The sequence below is a fragment of the [Scytonema hofmanni] UTEX 2349 genome (assembly GCF_000582685.1).
GTDB lineage: Bacteria > Cyanobacteriota > Cyanobacteriia > Cyanobacteriales > Nostocaceae > Hassallia > Hassallia hofmanni.
On record NZ_KK073768.1, the window covers coordinates 606,872 to 632,152 of the forward strand.

The window sequence follows — 25,281 nt, forward strand, 5'->3', positions numbered from 1 at the left end:
CCCCATGCCCATTGCCCATTGCCCCAGTCTTATGCAGTCCGACAGCCTAAGTCGGCTATTTTTGGGGTGCTGTAGGTTTTTGGGCGATTGGTATAACTAACTTTGATTTTTTCTAGAGCTTGGCGTAAATCGTCTCGTCCACGAAAACAGTCTAAACGCTCCCGAACGATACCATTTTCAATCAACAGTAAGGTTGGCAGTGATTTTAGCCGATAAGTGGTAGAAAGTTTAAAATTTTGATCGGCGTTAACTCCAACCAATTTTATTTCTTCGCCACATTGAGTTTTAAACTGCAACAACAGCGGCTGGATTATACGACATAAGCCGCACCAAGGCGCTTCAAAATTTACTAAAACAGGAATTGGAGATTCTAAAACTTCTTGATTAAATGTTCGCTCACTGACCAACAACACCATGATGCCTCTATAATTACAGGGTTTTTATATCAAACTAGCCATCAGCATTTCTGATTTGACGCTTCAATACAGTTCTGCAAATAGACTGTTCCAGGGCACAAATAATTTTATTATGCGAAAAACAAGCGCGTTTATTGTGGCGCTGATAAAAAAGCCAGCACGAAGCTCTCACGGTGGCTTTTTTAGATTTTCAACTCCTGACTGCCTCTGGGGAGAGATTTTAAACTGTTTTGTCATCTAGTTTCATCAGAAAAATGGGTAGAAACCCCGTCCTTCCAGGACGGCTTTATATTGTCTTTTTTTTTGACTACTACCGCCTTGGGGCTGGTTGGCTCGGTGTAATGAGTGTGTTGCACTTTCAGCGGGACAATTACCGCCTCAAACAACAAGCCCTGTACGCATAGTGTTTTGCTCAAACGAGCCTCCCTTTCGGGGTGATGTTAGCCTCGCCAAAGTTTTAAGAGCTTGTTAGGCTGAAAGCACTGTTCCAGTGACCTTAGAACTGTTTAACTTACAGCGACAGAGCGGAAAACTGGCTGCGCATTCTCCGGTGTCGTGACTCAAAAAACGTAGTCAGTGAAGACTTAGGCTGGTCAGAATAGCATGAAGGATTTCTCTTTCAAGCCTCATGCCTTTAGGCTGAGGTTCCTGACTCTGAGGGTAACTGACTGGCAATTACCACTTTTCTCAAATCTCGCTTTTGACGATCGCGTCCCCCACTGACAGATGCACTCCCACCAATCCTATAGGGAATTGGGTAGCAATTAAGAAGATGAAATCTTCATCTTCTGTTATGAGGGTGTACCTAAAATAGCCATTGTACCTTACTACTTGCCTCAAGCAATAGGGGGTGTGACCACCAAAGTAGAGCAATAAAAGCAGCGACCCCCAGGTAAGCAGGGCGGAGAAATTCTTGCCATTTAAGAGATTGACGGCGATCGAGAACAGCTAAAAAAGGAATAATTGAAGTTCGCTGTTTGACCATTTCAAAGGCTTCGCCGTAACGGGATATCAAACGGCGATCGCCATGCCAAACTCCAAATAAGTGGTGCAGCACTAACCCCACTGAGGTAACAAGAGTAAAGCTTGTACCGAGCCAGAGGGTATGAGCAACACACCAAATTATCTGCCCGACCATCTGCGGATGACGGGTAATCCGAATAATGCCCGTTTCGTAGAGGTGGACGGAGGGCTTTTGAATGGCAGCAATTTCTAGTAGATTGAATGTAGCTGGATACAAAAACAAAAACGAAATCGCTGAAAGCACCCAAACTATCGGCTTGATTCCTGGCACACCTTGTAGTTGCCAAAGTTGCCAGCCATCATAACGGTGGTTAATAAAGTAAACGATTAAAATTACAGCTAAAGGCAAGCTGAGTAAGGCAAAGAAAATGCGATAGAGCCTTGGTCCAATTTGTTTTTCGGCATAGGGACGCAAAGCTGCTCCTCCACTGTGGGCGATCGCAAAAACTAGTTGTAGCCCCAGCATGACAAAATGACTGTTGGTCAACCAGCTGCTCAATATCATATACATAGGTGAAGTAATTTAAAGAAAACGTAAATTAAGTACAACTAATACCACAAAGTATTCAAAAGGGGACTTTCGTCAAGATGTTGTGCTACTGTCTTTTTCGATTAAAGTTCCAAGTTTAAGATGCAATAAATTGCAGTGTTCGCCAAATTTATTGGGTGAAGTGCTAATTTTTTGCTGCAACCGCTACTCATGCTCATGGATTTTGTGGGTTTAGCCTTATGTCTGACCTTCCTTTCACTTTAGATCAATTGCGTATTCTCAAAGCGATCGCCGTAGAAGGAAGCTTCAAGCGTGCCGCTGATAGCCTCTACGTCTCTCAGCCCGCTGTGAGTTTACAAGTTCAAAACCTAGAACGGCAACTAGATGTACCTTTATTCGACCGTGGAGGACGTCGCGCACAATTAACGGAGGCGGGGCATTTACTTTTGAGTTATGGTGAAAAAATTCTCACCCTATGTCAAGAAACTTGTCGCGCGATCGAAGATTTACAAAATCTCCAAGGTGGAACTTTAATTGTCGGTGCTTCTCAAACTACTGGCACTTATCTGTTGCCGAGAATGATTGGCATGTTCCGACAAAAATATTCAGATGTGGCGGTGCAATTGCATGTCCACTCTACCCGTCGGACAGCCTGGAGTGTCGCTAATGGACAGGTTGATTTAGCAATCATCGGCGGCGAGATTCCCGGCGAACTGGCAGAATCTTTGGAAATTATTCCTTACGCCGAGGATGAGCTAGCGCTGATATTACCTGTTTTTCATCCTTTTGCCAAACTAGAAACGATTCAAAAAGAAGACCTATATAAATTACAATTCATTGCTCTGGATTCTCAATCTACTATTCGCAAGGTAATCGACCAAGTGCTAGCACGCTGCGATATCGATGCAAGGCGTTTTAAATTTGAAATGGAACTCAATTCCATAGAAGCAATTAAAAATGCCGTTCAATCTGGCTTGGGAGCTGCCTTTGTTTCTACTAGTGCGATCGCTAAAGAATTGCAAATGGGTGTGCTGCACCGCGCTCCAATTGAAGGGGTTGTTGTCAAGCGGACACTGTGGCTCATTTTTAATCCCAATCGGTATAGATCAAAGGCAGCTGAAGCCTTTAGCCGAGAAATTTTGCCCCAGTTCGCTACCCCAGGATGGAATCAAGATGTGTTAAAATCGTCACCAAAAAACATTGTCGTCAGTACATTGGATGTAGCAATGCCAAACTCTGATTAAAGCTAAGATTTTGTCAAGAGTCAAAAGTCAAGAGTCAAAACTAGGGCACTGATGTAGATGCGTATCTTGAAGGAAAATCCGCAATAGCAAAATTCTATCTAAAGGTGGTGGCGCAAACGTTAGGTGGATGATTTGCACCACAAGTACCGTGTCCTTTTAAAAGTAAAAATTCACTGATAAAAAACTTTTGACTTTTGACTTTTGACTTTTGACTTTGGATAACAAACCAAAAAAAATGGAAGTTTACTGCACTCGTCCACGCTGCCCTCGCCCACAAAATTATTTTACGGATTTAGACGATAACATAACCTTGAAAACAATACAGCAAAAATTCTGCACCACTTGTGGAATGCCGCTGATACTGGATGGACGATATGTACCGCTGAAGTTGCTGGGTAGAGGGGGTTTTGGAGCCGCTTTTTTGGCACGCGATCGCCGAATTCCCGGAATGCGTCAATGTGTAGTTAAGCAATTCCAACCAGCGGGAAATTTAACTTCAACTCAACTGCAATTGGCACAACAGTTGTTTGAACGAGAAGCAGATGTTTTAGCGCAAATAGGCAACCAAAATGAGCAAATTCCTGACTTATTTGCTTATTTTGAAATAACAGTTAAAAGCTGGCAATCAGAACAGGAAGAACAATTTTTTTATCTGGTACAAGAATATATTGATGGACAAAATTTAGAGGAAGAATTAGCTCCTAGAGGTCCATTTACTGAAGAAGAAGCCCTAGAAGTGCTGCGAGAAATTCTGAAGGTGCTAAAGTTTGTTCATAATGAAGGCATTATCCATAGGGATATTAAACCCTCTAATATTATGCGCGATCGCCAGGGCAAATTATACTTGCTGGATTTTGGCGCAGTGAAGCAAGTAACAAATGCCCCAACCGGGTTTGGTGGTTCTACTGGAATATATTCTATGGGATTTGCACCTCCTGAGCAAATGTCTGGAGGTCAAGTATATCCGTCTACAGATTTATATGCTTTAGCTGTAACAATTCTGACCTTACTCACAAAGAAGGAAGCAATTCAGCTATTTGATGGTTATAGCAACCAGTGGAAATGGCGAATGCTTGTATCTATCAATTCAGGTGTTGCTGATATTTTAGACCGAATGCTTTTGCCAGCTGCAAATCAACGCTTTCAGTCCGCTCAAGAGGTTCTTTCGGCATTAGATTCACTTTCTATACCTCCAACACAACTACGTCCCCCTAAACCATCTGTAGCAAAGTTATCGTCACAAACACAGCCACCACAACAAGCACCTACAAAACCAACATTTTCGACAATTGAGTTGTTAACTGGTGCAGCGTTTAGTGGATTTGAGGGTGCATTGATTGCGATCGCTCTTTTAAGTCTAGTAAAATCGCCAATAATCACTTTAACTGTTTCCGCCATAATTTTAGGATTACTCATTTTTGCCCAAACACGGCGATGGATTGAAAAGCTTGATTTGTTAATTCTTGGCGGAATTTCTTTTACGCTTATCTATTTTGTACCCTTTTTACATATTGGTCTTAGCTCTGGGCAAGTCGCAATTTTTGCAGTTGCAGCCGGGTTAATAGCCATTGCAGTTACAGCAATATTTCGTCTGATATATAAATTATTATCTCTGATGTTTTAAATACAGTTAAATGGTTGTGCAACTTTGCTGCAAAAATCAGAAACTACGTGTATTTCAAACATTTGCTAAAATAGACAACAAAATAAAAGTCACGGATCAACTATGTCAACTACTATTACTGATATTGGCACTCTCATTACCCGTAAAATAGGAATTCATGGGGGCTGTCCAATTATTGCTGGAACTGGTGTCACAGTCCGTCGAATTGCTATCTGGTATAAGCAAGGTTACAGTGCAGAAGAAATTGCTGATCAGATTGGTCATCTAACCTTAGCACAGGTTTATGCAGCCTTGACGTATTATCATACCAATCGGGAAGAAATCGATGCTGACATTGCCGAGCAAGAGGCAGAAGGCGATCGCATAGAGGCATTACATAAAGCTGGAAAGCTAGGATGAGCCAGATTCAACTATACATGGATGAGGATTCTACGGGACGTTCTCTAATTCTGGCTCTGCAAAATCGGGGTGTAGATGTAATCACAACTCTAAATGTAAACAGATTGAGCTTTTCTGATGAAGAACAATTAATTTGGGCAAGGTCACAAGGTCGGGTTTTGTATAGTTCTAACATTCAAGATTTCTATAGTTTACACACAGTTTTTTTGACTCAAGAACAACCTCACTCAGGAATGATTTTAGTGCAGCAGCAACGTTACTCAATCGGAGAACTGATGCGCGGTATTTTAAGATTAGTTGCAGCTAAATCAGCAGAGGAAATGGAAAACCAAGTAGAGTTTATTAGCACTTGGATCGGGGAATAAACGTAATAATATAGCCAATTACTCACAATCAATAAAAATTTTATGTCCCAAAAGAACGAAACTACTGTTCTTGTTTTGGCTGCGTTAATTACATTGGGGGTTATTGGCGGTGTTTTGTGGTTATTTAAAGATAGTATAATATCACAAAAACAATCGGATAATAATTCGCTGCCAAAGAATAATCAAGAATCAATTAAAGACCGAATTAGTTTTGGTGAAAAAACTTTAATAGCTCTTGAAATAGCACCAGCTAAAAAAGAAGGTGTAGAGGCAATAGCTGCGGGAAGTTATGAAAAAGCGATCGCTCCTTTGACAACAGCTATTAAACAAAAACCTAACGACCCAGAAGCGCTGATATTTCTTAATAATGCTCGGATTGGCTCTGCAAAAAGCTACACCATAGTTACATCTTTGCCCATTGGTAACGATCCAAATACCTCTTTAGAAATTTTACGCGGTATCGCTCAAGCTCAAAATGAAATAAATGCCTCTGGAGGAATTAAGGGAGTGAGGTTGAAGGTAGGAATTGCCAACGATGATGATAATCCCGAAATATCCAAGCAAATCGCCACAACCTTAGTTAAAAATCAAGAAGTATTAGGTGTAGTTGGTCCTAATACCAGTGATACAACTTTAGCCGCAGGCACTATTTATACTTCGGGAAAACTTGTAGCCATCACTCCCACAAGTACTTCTGTTAAGATTTCTAACTTTAGCCAATACATTTTTCGTACAGTTCCCAGTGATTTCATTGCTGCGAGAAGTTTAGCCAACTACATGGTAAACAAGTTGCAGAAAAAAAATGCAGCGGTTTTTTTCAATTCCCAGAGTAACTACAGCCAATCACTCAAATCTGAGTTTGTCTCATCTGTGTCTTTAGAAGGTGGACAAGTATTGAATGAATTTGACTTGTCCCAAGCAAATTTTAGTGCGGCTAGAAGTGTAGAACAAGCGACTAAGCAAGGTGCAGAAGTCTTGATGTTAGCTTCTAACACTACGACTGAGGATAAAGCGCTGCAAGTGGTTCAGGTTAACCAAAAACGGTTAACTCTTTTGGGGGGAGATGATGTTTACGCGTTCAAAACTTTAGAAGTAGGAAGAGAGCAAGCTCTGGGAATGGTACTGGCAGTTCCCTGGCATATTGATGGCAATCTTTCTTCAAACTTTCCTCAAAAGTCTCGGCAATTGTGGGGTGCTGATGTGAGTTGGCGAACTGCGCTATCATATGACGCGACAAAAGCGTTGATTGCCGCTATAGAAGTTAATCCGACACGAGAGGGTATTCAACAAGCAATTACCTCGTCCAACTTTACTGCAATCGGTGCTTCTGGCACGATTCGGTTTTTAGCATCAGGCGATCGCAATGCTCCAGTTCAACTTGTAAAAATCGCTCCCGGTACTCGTTCTCGTACTGGCTATGATTTTGTGCCAATACCATAATCTGCAATTAAAAAATAAAAATTAACCAATCGTTAACCTATAACCATCAGCAAAATGTCACATTGCGTTTATGGACAAAAATTAAAATAAATATTATGTCCCAAAAACATCAAGCTAATGAAACAACAGTTTTAGTTTTAGCTCTAACGATCACACTCGGATTGGTGGGGTGTGTGTTTTGGTGGTTGGCTAAGAATGGTCTTACCAGCAATATTACCAATAATCCATCCTCGCAAGTCGTATCAAAAGGGGACACTTTTGCCCAAGTACCAAAGGTTCCCCCTGGATTATTTAGCTATGGAGGCAGCACAACTTGGGCACCGATCCGTAGAGAAGTTGACCCACTGATTCAAACGGCACAACCGCAATTTCGACTACGCTACACCGATCCCATCACAGGTGCCCCTGGTACTGCTTCTGGTATCAAGATGTTGTTGAATAACCAATTGGCTTTTTCTCATGGGTCTCGTTCAATTAAACAAGAGGAATACCAACAAGCGCAACAGCTGAATATTACGCTAAAAGAAATCCCGGTAGCAATTGATGGCATTGCGATCGCAGTTAATCCCAATCTGAATATTCCTGGTTTAACCCTCGCTCAGTTAAAAGACATTTACACTGGCAAAATTACTAACTGGAAACAGGTAAAGGGTCCAGAATTAGCAATTATACCCTACTCTCGGCGTCTCGAAGAGGGAGGCACTATCCAATTCTTTGAGGAAAATGTCTTAGATAAAGAAAAGTTTGCCGCAAATGTGCAATTTATCCCCACAACAACTCAAGCTTTACAAGAAGTAGCGAGTAATCGAGGCGGCATTTACTATGCTTCTGCCCCGGAAATAGTCGGACAATGTACTGTTAAACCCTTGCCACTGGGACGTAAATCAGATCAACTGGTTCCCCCTTACAAAGAGCCTTTCATTCCCCTTGAGCAATGTCCGCAACAGCGTAATCAAATAAATGCAGCTGCCTTTCAAGGTGGTGAATACCCCATCACCAGACGGTTATTTGTGATTGTTAAGCAAAATGGTCAAAGTGACCAGCAAGCTGGAGAAGCCTACGTTAACTTGCTCCAGACGGATCAAGGTCAAGAATTAATTACAAAAGCTGGATTTGTCACGATTCGCTGATAAAAGAATGTAACTACACTCTCAAGTAGCAAGCATTTATCAAGCACTTATATTTAATTGACATGTGCGTTCACGCTCTAAGGGAAAAAGGTAAGGGAGAAAGGGGTTTTAAACTTGTACAGCGGAAAAAAGTTAATTGCTTTGTTTCTTCTTCTTTGTCCTTTTCCCCTTTTTTCCTTTCCCCTTTCCCCTCCTCAGAAGGTAATTTGCTATGTCCCAAAAAAATGAAACACCAGTTCTAGTATTATCCCTTCTGATTACAGTTGGGCTGATAGCTGGTGGGTTATGGTGGTTTACAAAAAAATCTGGTTTTAACTTGGGTAAATCTACAAGTTCTCAGTCGGAAAATTCTACTAACGGTGCTAGAAAGACTCCGCAAGCAAGTGGCAATAATTTCGCTTCTGTGGAGAATGTGCCTACAGGATTATTCACATACGGAGGTAGCACCTCATGGGCACCGATTCGACTGGCAGTTGATTCAGCAATTCAAGGAGCTAGACCAGAGTTCAGGCTGCGTTATTTAGAACCAAGCAGTGGCAATCGCGGTTCTGGCAGTGGGATAAAATCTTTAATCGACGGTCAACTGGCGTTTACCCAGTCTTCTCGACCGGTTGAAGATCAAGAGTTAGCTCGTGCCAAACAGCGTGGATTTGATTTGAAACAAATTCCCGTTGCAATTGATGGTTTGGCGATCGCAGTTAACCCCAACCTAAATATCCCAGGATTGACTGTAGAACAGTTACGGTCAATTTACATCGGCAAGATCACGAATTGGAACCAAGTAGGTGGTTCTGATATCCCCATTAAGCCATATTCGCGCCGCATCGATGATGGCGGCACTGTGGAGATTTTTGTCCAAGACATCTTGGGTGGTCAAGGTTTCGGTAACAATGTGGAATTTGTTTCCACCACCACCCAAGGGCTGGAAAAAGTCAGCTTAAGTCTTGGTAGCATTTACTACGCTTCTGCCCCAGAGGTGGTTCCCCAATGTTCAATCAAGCCTTTACCGTTAGGGCGGACACAACAAAAATATATTGCTCCCTACCAAGAACCATTTGTAACCGCGTCATTATGTCCTGGTAAACGTAACAAGCTGAACATTGAAGCTTTCCAGTCAGGAAGTTACCCGATTACTCGCAATCTGTTTGTGGTAGTCAAACAAAATGGTCAAATCGAGCAGCAAGCAGGTGTTGCTTACGCCAACTTACTGCTAACCGAGCAGGGACAGGAATTGATTACCCAGACTGGGTTTGTCAAAATTCGCTGACACCTGCTATTGGTAGTAGGCGCTTTAGTTGACTCTATTAATAGACTCAGCTGGCAAGCAAATGAGATTATCCCCTTGGGTAAGGATTAAGCCGCGTTGACGCAACTTACCCATCAAGCGGGTGACGGTGACACGAGTCGAACCGATCGCGCTGCCAATTTGGGCATGGGTGAGGGGGAAGGGCAGACAATAGCCGCGAATTACATCGGGGTCGGTTTCGCTCATTGACGGTTCGCCATATTCCTCAATCAATAATGTGAGGAATCCTAAGAGCCGATCAATTGTACGCCGTTGTCCTAAGGCACTCAGCCACAGCAGCTTGCGCTGGTGCTGATACCTAAAAGCATCCATAACTTCCCGGCGGAAGTGGGGCCAGTTGTCTAGGTCGTGCCAGTACATCCAAAGCACCGCAGTTTGGTCTACATGGGCGTAGGACTGGAGTGTAAATGGTGATTGGGCAACAATTTCAAATGGCTGTCCTGCCCCAACAAAACCCAAGAAAGCTTCTTCTGGAGTTCTGTTGATTCGTCGAGACGTTAGCTGACTTGCTGTCGCGCTAACCTGGGCGGTGCCTACCATGCGGATCGCACCCCTTTGCACCAAATACAGCAATCCAGGTCTAGCTGGAATGCGCTCATCTTTGCTAAAGGTGCGGCAGCGATAGTGTTCTTGAGCCCAATCAATAATTCGTTGCCAAGTCAGAAAAGGGCGTGATGCCTCAGAGAAGGAGGATGGAGATTGCATAGGTAACAAAGAGCGTTCGGCTGAAGACAAAGACGTCATAAAAAGGTGCAAGGAGTGTCTTTGTGTTGGTGATGTAGGCTTAACGCCTAACAGCGCCAGCCATCTTTAAAGATAGAGAGCAAATTACTCTCTACACTTTTGTTATAACTCTTACTGTACTATGATGGTAGTAAAGTTTACTTACTATTAATCAAATTTTGCACAATTCTCATTTTTCTTTATCTAGATTAAATTCTGTCTAAAGATAGATGACATAATATCAACAATATGAACCCTTAAGGGTTAAATGGTAGTCATTTGTGCTTCAATTGCTACAACTTAGTAATAATACAGGAATTAAACGGTTAATTTACACTCATTTACTATCAGTTTTAAGTATTTATGCCAAGATAGATAATATACCAAGTATAGAGAATGATAAAATTCCTCTATATAAAAGTAGAGATATTAATAGAATTTTATATATATCCGGGGTGGCTTTACAACTGTCAAAATCTCAGAATCGGAAAGGAATTGACATTGCTTGTGCGATCGCCTCTCATTTATCGTCGAACTGTGGCGACGAATTTATCATAGAAATTGTTCCACCAGGTTACATTCATTTTGTTTTAACCGATCCTATTTTAGCTGCTTGCTTGCAGCAGCTGGTTCAGGGGATGGGGGAGAGGGGGGGACAGGGAGAGGGGGGGACAAGGAGAGGGGGGGACAAGGAGAAGGGGGGACAAGGAGAAACGAAGATCGAAAATTCTTCACATTTATTTGCAGTTCAATACGCTCATGCTCGGTGCTGCTCGTTAATGCGGTTAGCTCAACAAGAGAAATTGATTCAATTTGGTGACAATAATGTAAATACTGGTTCGGCTATGGGGAGTGTAATTTCTCCCAACCCGATACCTTGGCTGAATAGCGATCGCAAACTTCGCTTTTCCCATTCCGCTTCCCGTCGGCTAATTTCTGAGTTAGTACAAGTGGTAGATGATTTAGAATTTCAATTTGCAGCAGGTTCGGTTAACTGGGAAAAAGCAGCGATCAATTTGAGCCAAGCTTTTGAAGCTTTCTGGTGCAACTGTAGAATTTGGGGTGATGTGAAAATTACCTCACCAGAGCTTTCTCAAGCCAGATTAGGATTAGTTATAGCTACTCAGTCTGTATTAAGGTTTTTGTTAGAAGAAAAATTAGGGGTCTTTGCTCTAGTTGAATTATGAGTTTCTAACCCAAATTCCAAAGTTTTGTAACAGATATTGACTTCTAGAATATCTCACGCTATATTATCTGGTGTGTGAGGAGCGAACCAGCAAGGGCACCGAGACGAAACACGGCCAGTCGTCGGTGTCCTTTCTGATTTTTTGGTTAGTTATTCGTTATTAGTTATTGATAATAACGAATGATAACTAACTAATTACAGCAAAAATTTTTCAATTGCTGTGGCAGCTCCATCTTGTTCGACGTTAGGAGCTACCCAAGTGGCGATCGCTTGAACTTCTTCTGGTGCATTGCCCATCGCTACACCAATGCCAGCGTACTCCAGCATTTCCAAATCATTGAAGTTATCGCCAATAGTCATGACGTTAGTTCTTTGTAATCCTAGCACTTCTTCAGCTAGGTAACGTACAGCAGTTCCTTTGTTGACTAAAGGATTAGTCGCTTCAAAAAAAGTGGCAACAGATGTAGTAAGATACAGTTCACTGGGGGTATATTGCCGGCGCAAATTCCCCAACAAATTTTTGATAATATCTATGTCATCGCATAAAGCCAAAATCTTTGTCGGTTCATTGCTTAAAGAGGAACGCAAGTCACCCACAACTATGGGGACAATATTAGAACGTTCGGCATAAATTTCAGTTTCTGTTGTTAATTCGCGGACATACAGTTCATCGTTGATGTAGAAGTGAACAGATAAAAGCGATCGCAATTCAGGTTGTTCAAAATAATCTAGTAGTTTTTCTGCCATTTCTCTGGAAACAGACAAATGGCGATGAATTTTTTGGGTAATTGGATCTTGAATCCAGGCTCCCTGATAAGCTAATAATGGCAGGGTAGAATTAATTTTTTGGTGGAAACGTAAAGCAGAACGATACATGCGACCAGTAGCGATCGCTACTTTGATATTCTTTGCTTTGACCGCAGCGATCGCGCTAATAACTTTTTGACTCAGGTTGTTAGATTCGCCAGCGATCGTACCATCAATATCTAGAACTAATAGTTTAATGTCTGTTGCCGCTGTAGCTTGATTATTGTCGGCTGATGCTTTATGCATAAATTTTCTAAGTTTTGAAGTCACAGTTAGAGATTAGCAAAAGACTTGACAATTATTAACAAACGTCGCAAATCCTCAGGTGTAGATATTTTTGCGTGGTATAAATAAAATTTATTTGCACATTTGGATGAAAGACTTTGGAGGGATTTCCCTCAAGGATTATTTTACCAGTGTAGAGTACCAGTAATTTTTACTCCTTGCGATCGCCTTGGGTTACTTGCAAACTGAGAAAATCAATAGTTTCACCAGTATAAATCGAGAACACACTTTTGGGTGAGGGTACAGAATTTAACCTTGAATTGCGGTATGAATTTTCGCTCTTTTTGTTAAACAGCTTCAGACATCTGGGAATACTAAATCTGGAAGTTTTAAAGATGAGCGCAATATGGTTAGCACTTTTGTCAGTATTCCCGGATATCGCATCAGTGAAGAACTCTACTCTGGTTCCAGAACCATAGTTTATCGAGGGTATCGAGAGACTGACTCATTACCAGTAGTTATTAAGTGGCTGAAAAATCCTTATCCAAGTTTTAGCGAACTCTTATCGTTTCGCAATCAGTACACTATAGCTAAAAATCTCAACTCACCGCTAATTGTGCAAACTTATAGCCTAGAAGCATACCAAAATGGCTATGTCTTGGTGATGGAAGACTTTGGTGGAATTTCTCTCAAAGATTATTTTACCTCTAACCAGACGCGATATATCGCGTCTGGTCAACAGTTTTTAGAGATTGCGATCGCACTCTGCAATACCTTAGATATACTCTACCGCGAGCGGATTATTCATAAAGACATCAAACCCGCCAATATTTTAATTAACCCAGAAACAAAAGAAGTTAAATTAATCGACTTTAGTATTGCATCTTTACTACCACGAGAAACCCAAACAGTCATCAATCCCAATGTTTTAGAAGGGACACTAGCTTATATTTCTCCAGAACAAACAGGAAGAATGAATCGGGGAATTGACTACCGCACAGATTTCTATTCTTTGGGTGTAACTTTCTACGAATTACTCACTGGAGAATTGCCATTTAAATCAAATGAGCCAATGGAGTTGGTACATTCTCATATTGCAAAACAACCTCCTTCAGTTATTAGAGATGAGATACCGCAGGTGATTTCAGATATTGTCATGAAATTGATGGCAAAAAATGCTGAAGACAGATATCAAAGTGCATTGGGGTTGAAGTTTGATTTAGAAAATTGTTTACATCAGCTACAAGAGACTGGTACGATTGGGAATTTTGAAATTGCGAGTAGGGATGTGTGCGATCGCTTCATCATCCCCGATAAACTTTATGGACGAGAAACCGAAGTATCAACTCTACTGGAAGCATTTGAAAGAGTCAGCCTTGGTGCAACAGAAATAATGCTCGTCGCAGGTTTCTCTGGTATTGGAAAAACAGCAGTTGTCAACGAAGTTCATAAACCAATTGTTAGACAACGTGGCTATTTTATCAAAGGCAAATTTGACCAATTTCAACGCAATATTCCCTTTAGTGCCTTTGTGCAAGCATTCCGAGATTTAATTGGACAATTGTTAACTGAAAGTGATATCCAAATCCACCAATGGAGAAACCAAATATTAGAGGCTGTTGGAGAAAATGGACAAGTAGTTATTGAAGTTCTCCCCGAACTATCAAGAATTATTGGCGAACAAGCCCCAGCAATGGAATTATCAGGAGATGCGGCACAAAATAGATTTAATTTATTATTTCAAAAATTCACTCAAGTCTTTACCAGTACTGAACATCCCTTAGTAATGTTCCTTGATGATTTGCAATGGGCAGATTCAGCATCACTGAAATTAATCCAGCTATTGATGGCTGATACAAATCATCTTTTATTAATTGGTGCGTACCGTGATAACGAAGTCAACCCAGGACATCCATTACTGTTGACTTTGAGCGAGATTCAGAAAAAACTCTTCACGATTAATACGATTACGTTAACACCATTGAGTCAAGGGCAAGTAAATCAGTTAGTTGCTGACACACTGAAATGTACACAAACTTTGGCATGGACTCTTTCTCAACTGGTATATCAAAAAACTCAAGGTAATCCGTTTTTCGCTACGCAATTTCTCAAAGCATTGCATCAAGAAAATCTGATTAAATTTGATTTTGAGTCAGGCTGTTGGCAATGTGACATTGTACAGGTGATAACTCTTGCAGTTACAGATGATGTTGTTGCTTTTATGGCAGTTCAATTACGAAAACTGCCCCAATCAACTCAAGACATATTGCAGTTAGCTGCTTGTATTGGCAACTCTTTTGATTTAGCAACTTTGGCAATTGTTTCAAAACAATCGGAGATTGAAGCGGCTACTGATTTGTGGAAAGCATTACAAGAAGGTTTAATTTTACCGCTCAGTGATGTTTATAAGTTTTATGTCGGGCAAGAAAGTCTTGCACGCACACCAGAAAATCAAGAGACTGTTACCTACAAATTCTTACACGATCGCATCCAGCAAGCTGCCTATTCTCTGATACCAGAAGATAAAAAACAGTCCACTCACCTAAAAATTGGGCAACTACTTTTAAATAATATTTCTGAAGAGGAGCAAGAAGGGAGAATTTTTGAGATTGTCAATCAGCTAAATTTTGGTGTAGATTTACTCACAAATCAGTTAGAAAGAAATGAACTTGCTAAACTTAATCTCATAGCAGGTAAGAAAGCAAAGTTATCCACAGCTTATGAAACAGCAATTGGGTATCTGAATGCTGGGTTAAATTTGCTAGCAAATGATAGTTGGGAATCTCAATATGACTTAACCCTCAAAATATATATTGAAACTGTAGAGGCAGAATATTTAAATATTAACTTTGATCGTTCAATGCTTCTAAATGAAATTGCTTTGCAAAACAGTAAAACTCTACTTGATCAAGTTAAATTATATGAAGCAAAAATGCAGATTTTTATAGCTCAATTAGAAATGATAAAAGCTATCGAAATCGGACTGAAATTTTTAGAGAAATTAGATATTTCTCTTGTAAAATTGTCAGATGATGAAAGCTTATTAGTTAAGTTACCAAACTTAGATGAGCTAACAAAACTTTTAGTAATGACTGATCCATATAAACTATCAGCAATGCAGATTATCAAAATTCTCTGCGCTCCAGTTTTTATGGCTAAACCGGAAATTTTTCCTCAGTTAATCATTACAATGATCAATCTCTGTATTGAACATGGTAATTCTGCATTATCTGCATTTGCCTACGGTTTTTATGGATTGTTAATGTCTGGAATTGGCAAGTTAAATGAAGGATATCATGCTGGTAATATTGCTTTAAAGCTTTTAAATGAATTTGATGCTAAAGAGCTAAAAGCTAAAGTTTATAATTTGTTCAATTCTAATATTAGAAACTGGAAAGAACATACCAAAAATAGTATTCATCAGCTACAAGAAGGAGTGCAAAGTGGTTTAGACACAGGAGATATTGAGTGGGGAGGTTATTGTGCTGCTAATTTGTGTAGTTACCTATTTTTCTCTACAAATAATTTAGAATATACCATTCAGCAACAAGCACCATATATAGACATTTGTGTAAAAATCAAACAAGAAATACCTACCCATTTTTCTCAAATATGGCGGCAATTAGGTTTGAATTTACTGGATTTAGCTCAAGACAAATATTTATTGATTGGAGATAGCTTTGATGAAGCTGAAAAACTACCTTGTTTAATCGCGGCTAAAAGTGGTACAGTCTTATTTATTTTTTACGTAGCCAAAACAATTTTAATTTATCAATTTGGAGATTATACTCAGGCTTTAAAACTGATAGATTTAGCTCATCAGCAGGCAGGTTCTGCATTTGGTTTCATGCAGGTTGTGATTCTCAACTTCTATCATTCTCTGGCTCTTAGTGGCAACTATTTGCAAGCTGAACTCAATGAACAACAAAAGTATTTAAAGCAAATTGAAGCCAATCAGGAAAAAATGCGATTCTGGGCATACCATGCTCCGATGAATAATCAGCATCGCTACGATCTAGTTGAGGCAGAAAAGGCACAAATACTTAGGCAATATTGGGAAGCTGCTGACCTGTACGATCGCGCTATTTCAGGAGCCAAAGCCAACGGCTACATCCAAGAAGAAGCACTTAGCAACGAACTGGCAGCAAAATTCTACCTTGATTGGGGTAAAGAAAAAGTCGCTCAAGCATATATGCACCAAGCATACTACTGCTACGCTCGCTGGGGCGCAAAAGCCAAAATAGAAGACTTAGAAAAACGCTATCCTCAACTGCTGCAACCCATCCTGCAACAGCAAAGACTCAACCTCAACCCCTCACAAACTATCACTTTTCATGGCACTTCCTCATATACTCGCACGAATAGCACTGGCAGCACCAATATTTCCGATGTCCTGGATTTTACCTCTGTCCTCAAAGCCGCTCAAGCTATTTCCAGTTCTCTGGAATTAGATCAACTCATTGCCAATCTCACCCGCATTATCCTAGAAAACTCTGGCGCGAAAAAATCTGCACTAATTCTTCCCCAAGATGACGATACTTGGCAAGTCCGAGCAATTACCTTTATTGAGCATGGGGAGATACAAACTATCCTGAATTCAGAATCAATAGATAATTGTCAAGACATTCCCATAAATATTATTAATTATGTCAAAAATACCCAAGAAACAGTTGTGATAGACAATTGCAAAACAGATATTCCTGGGATAATTGGGGAATATATATTGCAATATCAACCCCAGAGTGTATTATGTACCCCGATTATTAATCAAGGGCATTTGGTAGGGATTCTTTATCTAGAAAATCAACTGACTCTAGGGGTATTTACTAGCGATCGCCTTTCTGTGATAAATTTTCTCTGCACTCAAGCCGCGATTTCTTTGGAAAATGCCCAATTATATAATCATCTTCAGGAGCGAGGAAAGTTCCTAAGTAGTATTTATGAAGGTGTTGGCTGTCTAATATTTGTGACTGATATTAGGGATAATGGTAGATTTGAGTACACAGGATGGAGTAAATCCTGCGAACTAGCGCTTGGTATACCTGCTTACAAAGTGCTGGGTAAAAGTCCGCAAGAATTACTGGCTTCTGATGAAGGTGCAGCAGTGGAGCAAAAATATCTGCATTGTTTTCAAACCGGAATACCCGTTACCTATGAAGAATGTCTAACATTTAATGACCAGAAAACTTGGTTCTTAACCACACTCAGTCCCTTAAAAGATGAGACGGGGAAAGTTTATCGCGTAGTCGGGACAACTATTAATATTACGGCTCGCAAACAAGCTGAAGAAGTGGTGACAGAAAAATCTCAAGCACTGGGAACAGCCTTAGCAAATTTACAACAAGCCCAATTACAAGTTGTCCAAAGTGAGAAAATGTCTGCATTGGGTAATTTAGTTGCAGGGGTGGCACATGAAATGAATAATCCTTTGGGTTTTATTTCTGCCAGTCTAAAACAAGCTAAACCCACCATTGCTGATATTGTTGAACACTTAAAACTCTATCAAGAAAGTTTACCTAGTAAAAGTGAAGAAATTCTTGACCACGCTGAAGAAATCGACTTGGAATATAGCTTAGAAGACTTGCCTAAAATGCTTGATTCCATGTCTATGGCGTGCGATCGCCTCAAAAATATCAGCACCAGTTTACGTACTTTCTCTCGTGCAGATAGAGATTACAAAGTGCCATTTAACATTCACCAAGGCATTGATAGCACGATTTTAATTCTTAAACATCGCCTCAAGGCAAATGAACAACGTCCCACCATTGAAGTTGTGACAAATTACGGTGATTTGCCTCAAATAGAATGCTTTCCTGGTCAATTAAATCAGGTATTCATGAATCTGATTGCAAATGCCATTGATGCCTTAGATGAATCTAACACCGGACGCAGTTTTGAAGAAATTAAAGCTAGTCCTAACTGCATTACGATTACAACTTCAGTCGAAAATAATCTAGTTAAAATTGCGATCGCTGATAATGCCAAGGGTATGAATGAACAAGTAAAATCAAAAATATTTGACCATTTGTTTACTACGAAAGCTGTTGGGAAAGGGACGGGATTGGGGTTGGCGATCGCAAAGTCTATTGTGGTGGAAAAACATGGTGGTTCTATTGATTGCATCTCTGTGCCAGGGCAGGGTACTAAATTCATAATTCAGCTTTTAGTTGGATAATAAGTAGAGACCTTCCGCCAGAACGTCTAAAATAGGGGTATGTCTCAAACATCCTCAAACCAGTTGACTTCCGATTCTACACTCCTCACACGTCCGGTGTTCATCTTAGTAGATGGACACTCCCTCGCTTATCGTTCTTACTTCGCTTTCGCTAAAGGACGAAATGGGGGAATGCGTACAAAAGCGGGAATTCCCACCAGTGTATGTTTTGGCTTTATCAAGTCTTTGCTGGAGGTAATGGGAACCGAACAGCCGGAAGCGATCGCTGTTGCTTTTGATTTGGGTTTACCAACCTTCCGTCACGAAGCTGACGATACTTATAAAGCCGATCGTCCAGAAACACCAGAAGACTTTATTCCTGATTTAAAAAATCTGCACGAGTTGCTTGATGGCTTCAATTTGCCAATTTTTACCGCTCCTGGTTATGAAGCAGATGATGTGTTAGGTACTTTAGCACAAAAAGCAACTACCGCTGGGTATAGAGTAAAAATTTTGACAGGCGATCGCGATTTATTTCAACTTATCGACACAGAAAAAGAAATTACTGTTCTCTACTTTACTCCAGACGCGCTGAAGCGTTCTACAAGTAGTATCAGCGAATTTACACCAGAACAAGTTAAAGAAAAGCTAGGCATTTTACCATCACAAGTTGTCGATTATAAAGCTCTTTGTGGCGATAAATCAGATAATATTCCCGGTGTTAAGGGAATCGGAGAAAAGACAGCAGTGCCGCTGCTAAATACCTACGGTACTCTTGATAATATATATGCTTCTTTAGGTGAAATTAAAGGTGCAACTCAGCAAAAACTGGAAGCTGGTAAACAAGATGCCGAACATTCTCGCTTTTTAGCAAGTATAAGACTTGATGTCCCCATAGAAGTTAATTTAGAAGATTGTAAATTAACCGGATTTGATACCAGCATCCTTACACCACTTTTAGAAAAGTTAGAATTTAAGTCTTTTTTAGGCAAAATTAACGAACTTCAGCAACATTTTGGTGGGACAATTGAAGAAACATCAAAACAAATTCACCCAAATGAAGATAATGATTTGTGGTTTTTTACTGCTGAGGATACAGCAGCAGTTAAACTGCAATCGGCTTCCCCAATTCAACCACGCATTATCGACACAGAAGCCAAACTAAGCGAGTTAGTGAAGCTTTTACAAAATTTTACCAGTATAGAAACTCCGATTGCTTGGGACACTGAAACCACCAGTTTAGAACCTCGTGATGCTTCCTTAGTAGGAATTGGCTGTTGCTGGGGAAGTAATCCTGATGAAGTAGCTTATATTCCTCTTAATCATAAAAGTGGAGATAATCTAAATCAAGAAATTGCTCTAAAAGCACTACGTCCAATTTTAGAAAGTGCTGATTATCCGAAAGCGTTGCAAAATGCAAAATTTGACCGGTTAGTTCTCCGCTGTCAAGGAATTAAGTTAGCGGGTGTAGTATTTGATTCGATGTTGGCAAGTTATGTGTTGAATCCAGATGGTAGCCATAATTTGAGTGATTTGTCGAATAAATATTTAGGTTTAACAGCAAAAAGTTACTTAGAATTAGTTCCTAAGGGTAAAACTATCGCTGATATTGACATTTCCTCTGTTGCTGATTATTGCGGTATGGATGCTTATTCTACATTTGGATTAGTACCAAAATTGCGGGAGGAATTAGATAAAATTCCAACTTTACATAAGCTTTTACTGGAAGTTGAACAACCGCTAGAACCAGTTTTAGCGCAAATGGAATATACAGGTTTCCGCATTAATACAGATTATTTAAAAGAACTTTCACAGCAGTTAGAAACAGATTTAGCCAAGTTGGAACAGCAAGCTATTGAGATAGCTGGAGAAAAGTTTAACTTGGGTTCTCCGAAAAAATTAAGTGAGATATTATTTGACAAATTGGGTTTAAGTACGAAGTATTCTCGGAAAATTCAAACAGGTTACTCTACTGATGCAGCGACACTAGAAAGACTGCAAGAAGTAGATGAAACGGGCTTTGTTGATGCGATTATGGAGTATCGCACTTTATCTAAATTAAAGTCTACTTATGTGGATGCACTACCAAGTTTGGTGCGTCCAGATACTCAACGGGTACATACGGATTTTAACCAAACGGTGACATCTACTGGAAGGTTATCTTCTTCTAATCCAAATTTGCAAAATATCCCGATTCGGACTGCTTTTAGTCGCCAGATTCGTAAGGCTTTTGTGCCAGAATCAGGTTGGTTAATGGTAGCTGCTGATTACTCGCAAATTGAGTTAAGAATTTTGGCTCATTTGAGTCAAGAACCAGTGTTAGTTGAAGCATACCAAAACAATCAAGATATTCACACTGTTACAGCACGGTTGGTGTTTGAAAAAGAAGATATAACAACAGATGAAAGAAGATTGGCGAAAACCATTAATTTTGGTGTGATTTATGGGATGGGTTATTTGAGGTTTTCGCGTTCAACTGGTGTAGATAAAACCCTGGCTAACGAGTTTATTCAACGTTTTTACAGTCGCTATCCGAAAGTATTTGAATATTTGGAGAGTGTGAAAAAACAAGCGATCGCTCAAGGATATGTCGAAACTATTTTAGGGCGTCGTCGTTATTTGAATTTTACCAGCAACAGCATCCGCAAGTACAAAGGCAATAAACCAGAAGATATTGACTTGAAAAAACTGGGTAATTTGGGTGCTGACGATGCGGGATTATTACGTGCTGCTGCTAATGCCCCAATTCAAGGTTCCAGTGCTGATATTATCAAAATTGCAATGGTGAAAATGCATGAAATTTTGCAAAGATATCAATCGCGGTTATTGTTGCAAGTTCACGATGAATTAGTATTTGAAATTCTCCCCAGTGAGTGGGAAGAATTAGAACCGCAAATTAAGTCAGCGATGGAAAATGCTGTATCGTTGAGTGTACCGTTAATTGTAGATGTGCGTGCCGGTGAAAATTGGATGGAGACGAAGTAGAGATAGCCTGCAAAAGCTTTAGCTTTAACCTTGTCTTGAGTGGCAAGGTTTTTTAATTTGTTGACATAACCTAAGCGCTTGGGTTATTGTCTAAATATATAAGAAAAGTTATTAGTATTTTTTAATGGCAACTGTATTTAATAAAGATGGCTTTAGTGTTCGTATTTATTTTAACGATCATCTTCCATCCCATGTTCATGTTCTTAAAGCTGAGGGAGAAGCCAAGATTAACCTCGGTAGTGAAACTGAGCGTCCTACATTCCTCAGAGTCTGGAACATGAGCAATAAGGATGCAATTAAAGCGCTAAAGCTGGTGATCGAACACCAAACGGAACTATTAGAAAAATGGAGAGAAATTCATGAAGAACCTAGATTTGACGGAGGAAACCTTAAATAATGAGATAGCCCAGGCAAGAGCATCTGCTGCGATCGCAGATGCCTCTGAGCCACGCGCTCAAGCTGCCCATTACGATCTAAATACCGATCGCATAGTTATTGAACTGCGCTCAGGGGCTACTTTTTTGTTTCCTCCTGAATTGGTTCAGGGATTGGCGGGTGCATCTCCAGATAAACTTAATAATGTGGAAGTCACTCCTTCTGGTGAAGGGCTGCACTGGGAACAGTTGGATGTAGATATGAGCATCCCTGCCCTGATGGTGGGAATATTTGGTACTAAGGCTTGGATGGCTGAATTAGGAAGCAAAGGAGGTTCCGTAAGCTCAACTGCAAAAGCAAGCGCAGCGCGTGAAAACGGCAAGCGAGGTGGACGACCACGAAAAACATCAGATTCATCTGAAAATTAACTTAGTACAGAATTTCGCTTTTTTCCTAGCGAATCCTAGAGAAAAAAACTCTGCGTCACTGTGCGCTTACCTCCTTTGCTCCTCTGCGTTAAAAAACGCGCTCGTAAAAAATGCGATCGCTATACTTAGCTACCCAATTGGGCAGCCAAAGTTAATTCCCAAATATTCGCCTACTGCTTACTTAACATAAAAATTGTAGATATGTTTTTCCGCAGGGTCTGTCAAATTCAATATTTGTGCAGTTGATATTTGTGAAGTTGATTTTGGGGGGAAAACATATGGCTTAAATCGATTAATACTTTCACAAGTTTCCAGATCAAAGGGTTTTGATTCTGGGAAATCATCCCACCCTATAATTAAAACACCACCATCACGTAAACATTGATAGCATCCGCCGTATGCTTTTTCAACATCTTCTTTGTCATTCAATCCATGCCCAAATACGCCATTGCAGATGATTAAATCGAAATGATTGTCTTGGAAGTAAGAGCTTAAATTACTCGAAGAATCAACAATGTGGTTTTTGGCTCCGTATATTTTTTTTAATGGATTTATATCAATAGTCCAATACTCTTCTTTATCTTTAAACCATTTTTCATAATGTTTTGTATAAGAACCACATCCCACAAATAGCACTTTCGTAAATTCTTCTCTCTCAACAAAATACGGAATAATTATTTTTTCCAATACATATCTGTCATTATTGTCTATAGGTGTTTCCTTTCCAAAAAGTGTATTTTTTGCTACCTCAAAACCCCTGGTAATCATTTTTGGGTTTCTGAGAGTTTCCAGAATTGCTTTTGGGCTGATTAAAAAGTTTATTTCTGGCATATTCGCCGCTTGTATAATTGTATTTTCATATACTTGTAGCAAAGCTACTTCAATATAGCAAGTATCTTAGAACACATTAATCTTATCTTTAAATTAAGTTTGCTTGTAGATTATTAAAAATCTTCGTCGTCTACAAAAAATTCAGCATCGTCTTGCGTATAATTACGCTGTGGAGTAGAAAGACCCCACAATGGCTGCAAGAGTGCGATACCAATTATCCCAACACCAGCACTGAAAGCCAAGACTAAACCGATTGGAATTTGAATTGACTGGAAAGTAAAGAATTTTAAAGATACTGGTGTGGCGTTTTGGACTGAAATAATCGCGATCGCTACTACCCAAATAGCTACAACTAACGATATGAGCAGATTAGCTAGAGTTTTCACTTTTTGTTGGTGGTTATTTGTTAGTGGTTGGTTGTTAGTGGTTGGTGGTTGGTCGTTGGTTGTTAGTGGTTGGTGGTTGGTGGTTGATTGTTAACAGTCCACTATCGACTATCCACCAACCACTATCCACTATCGACTATCCACTATCCACTATCCACTATCCACTACGGCTCTAGTTTAGCAATTACGCTCTCCATTTCTTCAGCGATTTTGGCTAGCTTTTCTGGGGAGTTGGTTTCTAGATAAACGCGCATCAGGGGTTCTGTACCAGAAGGACGCAGCAGTACCCAGCTACCTTCTTCTAAGTAAAGTTTAATGCCGTCTTTGCGCCCTATTTCTTTGACTTTAATGCCTGCAACTTCTGCGGGGGGGTTTTTGCTAAAAGAGTCGATGACAGCGGCTTTATGGGCATCTTCGAGGTGCAAATCAAGACGTTTGTTGTCAAGGGGACCATTTGCTTCAGCGATCGCTTCAGTTACCATTTGACTCAGCGGTTTGCCTTCGTAGGCGATCGCTTCTGCCACTAGCATATCGGCTAATACGCCGTCTTTTTCGGGAATATGTCCGATGATGCTTAAACCACCAGATTCTTCTCCACCAATCAAAACGGTGGTTTCGCGCATTTTTTCGCCGATGTATTTAAACCCGACTGGTGTCTCATAAAGTTCCACCCCGTATTTCGCGGCAAAGTTGTCTAAAAGATGGGTTGTGGCTACCGTGCGAACAATCGCGCCCTTTTTCCCTTTATTCTTAATTAAATGGCGTGCTAGTAGTAGTAACACGTTATTAGGGGTAAGGACGTTGCCTAGTTCATCGACAATGCCAAAGCGATCGGCATCTCCATCCGTTGCTAAACCTAAATCTGCTTTACCGTTGCGTACTGCTTCTACTAACTCTACCAGTTGTTCGCCTTTGGGTTCGGGCATTCCGCCACCAAAAAGAACATCGCGGTAGGTGTGAAAACTTTCTAACTCACAGCCACAATGTTGCAAAACTTCATCTAAATAGCCGCGAGATGTAGAATATAAGGCATCATACTTGACATTTAACTGAGCGCTCTTGATTTTATCTACATCCAATAAAGTGTAGATAAACTTCATGTACTCTGGTTTCGGGTCGAAGGTAGAAATTTTATCAGTTGAATTGGTTTTGGGCAATTCATCCGATGCTCCTTCAATATTTGCCACAATAGTATCAGTAATCTCTGGAGTGGCAGGACCTGCATAGTCAGGGATGTATTTAATCCCACAATAGGGTGCAGGATTATGACTGGCAGTAAACATCAGTGCCCCTGCTGAATTTAAGTGACGGGCATTGTAAGCAATTACTGGTGTGGGACAATCCCTGTCAGTAATTTTTACCGTCCAACCCAAGTCAGCCAATACTTTGGCTGCTGTTTGGGCAAACTCGTCAGCTAAAAAGCGAGTATCGTAAGCTATCAGAACTGGTCGGTCTTTTGTATAAGCCGTTTCCAGATAAGTAGCGATCGCTCTTGTTACTTTCCGCACATTTGGGAAAGTAAAGTCATCGGCGATAATTCCTCGCCATCCGTCAGTACCAAACTTGATTTTACCAGAATTGCTACTCGCGCTCATTTTTGCTACTTCCTAAGAGTCCATCGTGAATACTATATGAAGCTTCCCGCAAAGCGTGTGTAGCTGCAACCATCTAAAGAAGTTATGAATTGCGGTTTTCCTTTGATCGTACTTCTCCCCACCGTATTTTCTCTCACTGTTTCTGAGCA

At 40.4% G+C, this 25,281-nt stretch carries 19 protein-coding genes; 12 read left to right on the forward strand and 7 right to left on the reverse strand.

Annotation, left to right across the window (positions count from 1 at the left end):
• Positions 1-29: 29 nt before the first annotated feature.
• On the reverse strand, positions 30-416 hold the full coding sequence (locus TOL9009_RS0107735) for a thioredoxin family protein (protein WP_029632295.1): 387 nt from the start codon (positions 414-416) through the stop codon (positions 30-32).
• An 805-nt stretch (positions 417-1,221) separates the two neighbouring features.
• Positions 1,222-1,944 (reverse strand): NnrU family protein, encoded by a 723-nt coding sequence (locus tag TOL9009_RS0107740; protein ID WP_029632296.1) that lies wholly within the window; start codon positions 1,942-1,944, stop codon positions 1,222-1,224.
• A 224-nt stretch (positions 1,945-2,168) separates the two neighbouring features.
• Here TOL9009_RS0107740 and TOL9009_RS0107745 point away from each other — a divergent pair, with 224 nt between their 5' ends.
• From TOL9009_RS0107745 to TOL9009_RS0107775, 7 genes are all read left to right on the forward strand, one after another.
• Complete coding sequence (locus TOL9009_RS0107745; RefSeq protein WP_029632297.1) at positions 2,169-3,173, forward strand: LysR family transcriptional regulator; 1,005 nt, start codon at positions 2,169-2,171, stop codon at positions 3,171-3,173.
• 235 nt (positions 3,174-3,408) lie between these two features.
• Positions 3,409-4,797, forward strand: a complete 1,389-nt coding sequence (locus TOL9009_RS0107750; protein WP_029632298.1) for a protein kinase domain-containing protein — start codon at positions 3,409-3,411, stop codon at positions 4,795-4,797.
• A gap of 102 nt (positions 4,798-4,899) precedes the next feature.
• Positions 4,900-5,196, forward strand: a complete 297-nt coding sequence (locus TOL9009_RS0107755) for a DUF433 domain-containing protein (protein ID WP_029632299.1) — start codon at positions 4,900-4,902, stop codon at positions 5,194-5,196.
• Complete coding sequence (locus TOL9009_RS0107760) at positions 5,193-5,561, forward strand: DUF5615 family PIN-like protein (protein ID WP_029632300.1); 369 nt, start codon at positions 5,193-5,195, stop codon at positions 5,559-5,561. The genes TOL9009_RS0107755 and TOL9009_RS0107760 overlap by 4 nt, the downstream gene beginning before the upstream one ends.
• A gap of 42 nt (positions 5,562-5,603) precedes the next feature.
• Positions 5,604-7,001: an ABC transporter substrate-binding protein gene (locus TOL9009_RS0107765; RefSeq protein WP_029632301.1), complete on the forward strand. Its 1,398-nt coding sequence runs from the start codon at positions 5,604-5,606 to the stop codon at positions 6,999-7,001.
• Between the two features lie 95 nt (positions 7,002-7,096).
• Positions 7,097-8,131: a PstS family phosphate ABC transporter substrate-binding protein gene (locus TOL9009_RS0107770; RefSeq protein WP_029632302.1), complete on the forward strand. Its 1,035-nt coding sequence runs from the start codon at positions 7,097-7,099 to the stop codon at positions 8,129-8,131.
• Positions 8,132-8,342: 211 nt separating this feature from the next.
• Entirely contained in the window at positions 8,343-9,398 is a 1,056-nt protein-coding gene (locus tag TOL9009_RS0107775; RefSeq protein ID WP_029632303.1) for a PstS family phosphate ABC transporter substrate-binding protein, read from the forward strand.
• Between the two features lie 24 nt (positions 9,399-9,422).
• Here the strand turns inward: TOL9009_RS0107775 and TOL9009_RS0107780 are convergent, their stop codons facing one another.
• On the reverse strand, positions 9,423-10,181 hold the full coding sequence (locus TOL9009_RS0107780; protein WP_029632304.1) for a Crp/Fnr family transcriptional regulator: 759 nt from the start codon (positions 10,179-10,181) through the stop codon (positions 9,423-9,425).
• A 260-nt stretch (positions 10,182-10,441) separates the two neighbouring features.
• On the opposite strand from TOL9009_RS0107780, the gene TOL9009_RS0107785 reads away from it, so the two are divergent.
• Positions 10,442-11,347 carry a DALR anticodon-binding domain-containing protein gene (locus TOL9009_RS0107785; RefSeq protein ID WP_313770052.1) on the forward strand — a complete coding sequence of 302 codons (906 nt, stop codon included), beginning with the start codon at positions 10,442-10,444 and terminating at the stop codon, positions 11,345-11,347.
• Between the two features lie 194 nt (positions 11,348-11,541).
• Here the strand turns inward: TOL9009_RS0107785 and TOL9009_RS0107790 are convergent, their stop codons facing one another.
• Positions 11,542-12,399 (reverse strand): Cof-type HAD-IIB family hydrolase, encoded by an 858-nt coding sequence (locus TOL9009_RS0107790; protein WP_029632306.1) that lies wholly within the window; start codon positions 12,397-12,399, stop codon positions 11,542-11,544.
• Positions 12,400-12,784: 385 nt separating this feature from the next.
• Here TOL9009_RS0107790 and TOL9009_RS0107795 point away from each other — a divergent pair, with 385 nt between their 5' ends.
• From TOL9009_RS0107795 to TOL9009_RS0107810, 4 genes are all read left to right on the forward strand, one after another.
• The gene (locus TOL9009_RS0107795; protein WP_029632307.1) at positions 12,785-18,553 is read left to right on the forward strand and encodes an AAA family ATPase; all 5,769 of its coding nucleotides are present in this window, start codon (positions 12,785-12,787) and stop codon (positions 18,551-18,553) included.
• A 39-nt stretch (positions 18,554-18,592) separates the two neighbouring features.
• Positions 18,593-21,517, forward strand: coding sequence for a DNA polymerase I (gene polA / locus TOL9009_RS0107800; RefSeq protein ID WP_029632308.1), 2,925 nt, complete (start codon positions 18,593-18,595; stop codon positions 21,515-21,517).
• A gap of 124 nt (positions 21,518-21,641) precedes the next feature.
• Positions 21,642-21,914: a DUF4160 domain-containing protein gene (locus tag TOL9009_RS38515; protein ID WP_038296235.1), complete on the forward strand. Its 273-nt coding sequence runs from the start codon at positions 21,642-21,644 to the stop codon at positions 21,912-21,914.
• Entirely contained in the window at positions 21,877-22,320 is a 444-nt protein-coding gene (locus tag TOL9009_RS0107810; protein WP_029632309.1) for a DUF2442 domain-containing protein, read from the forward strand. Before TOL9009_RS38515 ends, TOL9009_RS0107810 begins: the two co-directional genes overlap by 38 nt.
• 177 nt (positions 22,321-22,497) lie before the next feature.
• Here TOL9009_RS0107810 and TOL9009_RS0107815 read toward each other — a convergent pair whose 3' ends face one another.
• From TOL9009_RS0107815 to TOL9009_RS0107825, 3 genes are all read right to left on the reverse strand, one after another.
• Positions 22,498-23,151: a methyltransferase domain-containing protein gene (locus tag TOL9009_RS0107815; protein ID WP_038296237.1), complete on the reverse strand. Its 654-nt coding sequence runs from the start codon at positions 23,149-23,151 to the stop codon at positions 22,498-22,500.
• Positions 23,152-23,264: 113 nt separating this feature from the next.
• The gene (locus TOL9009_RS0107820) at positions 23,265-23,537 is read right to left on the reverse strand and encodes a LapA family protein (RefSeq protein ID WP_029632311.1); all 273 of its coding nucleotides are present in this window, start codon (positions 23,535-23,537) and stop codon (positions 23,265-23,267) included.
• A gap of 164 nt (positions 23,538-23,701) precedes the next feature.
• A complete protein-coding gene (locus TOL9009_RS0107825; protein WP_029632312.1) occupies positions 23,702-25,132 on the reverse strand; it encodes a phosphoglucomutase/phosphomannomutase family protein in 1,431 nt (476 codons plus the stop codon).
• Between the last annotated feature and the right edge of the window lie 149 nt (positions 25,133-25,281).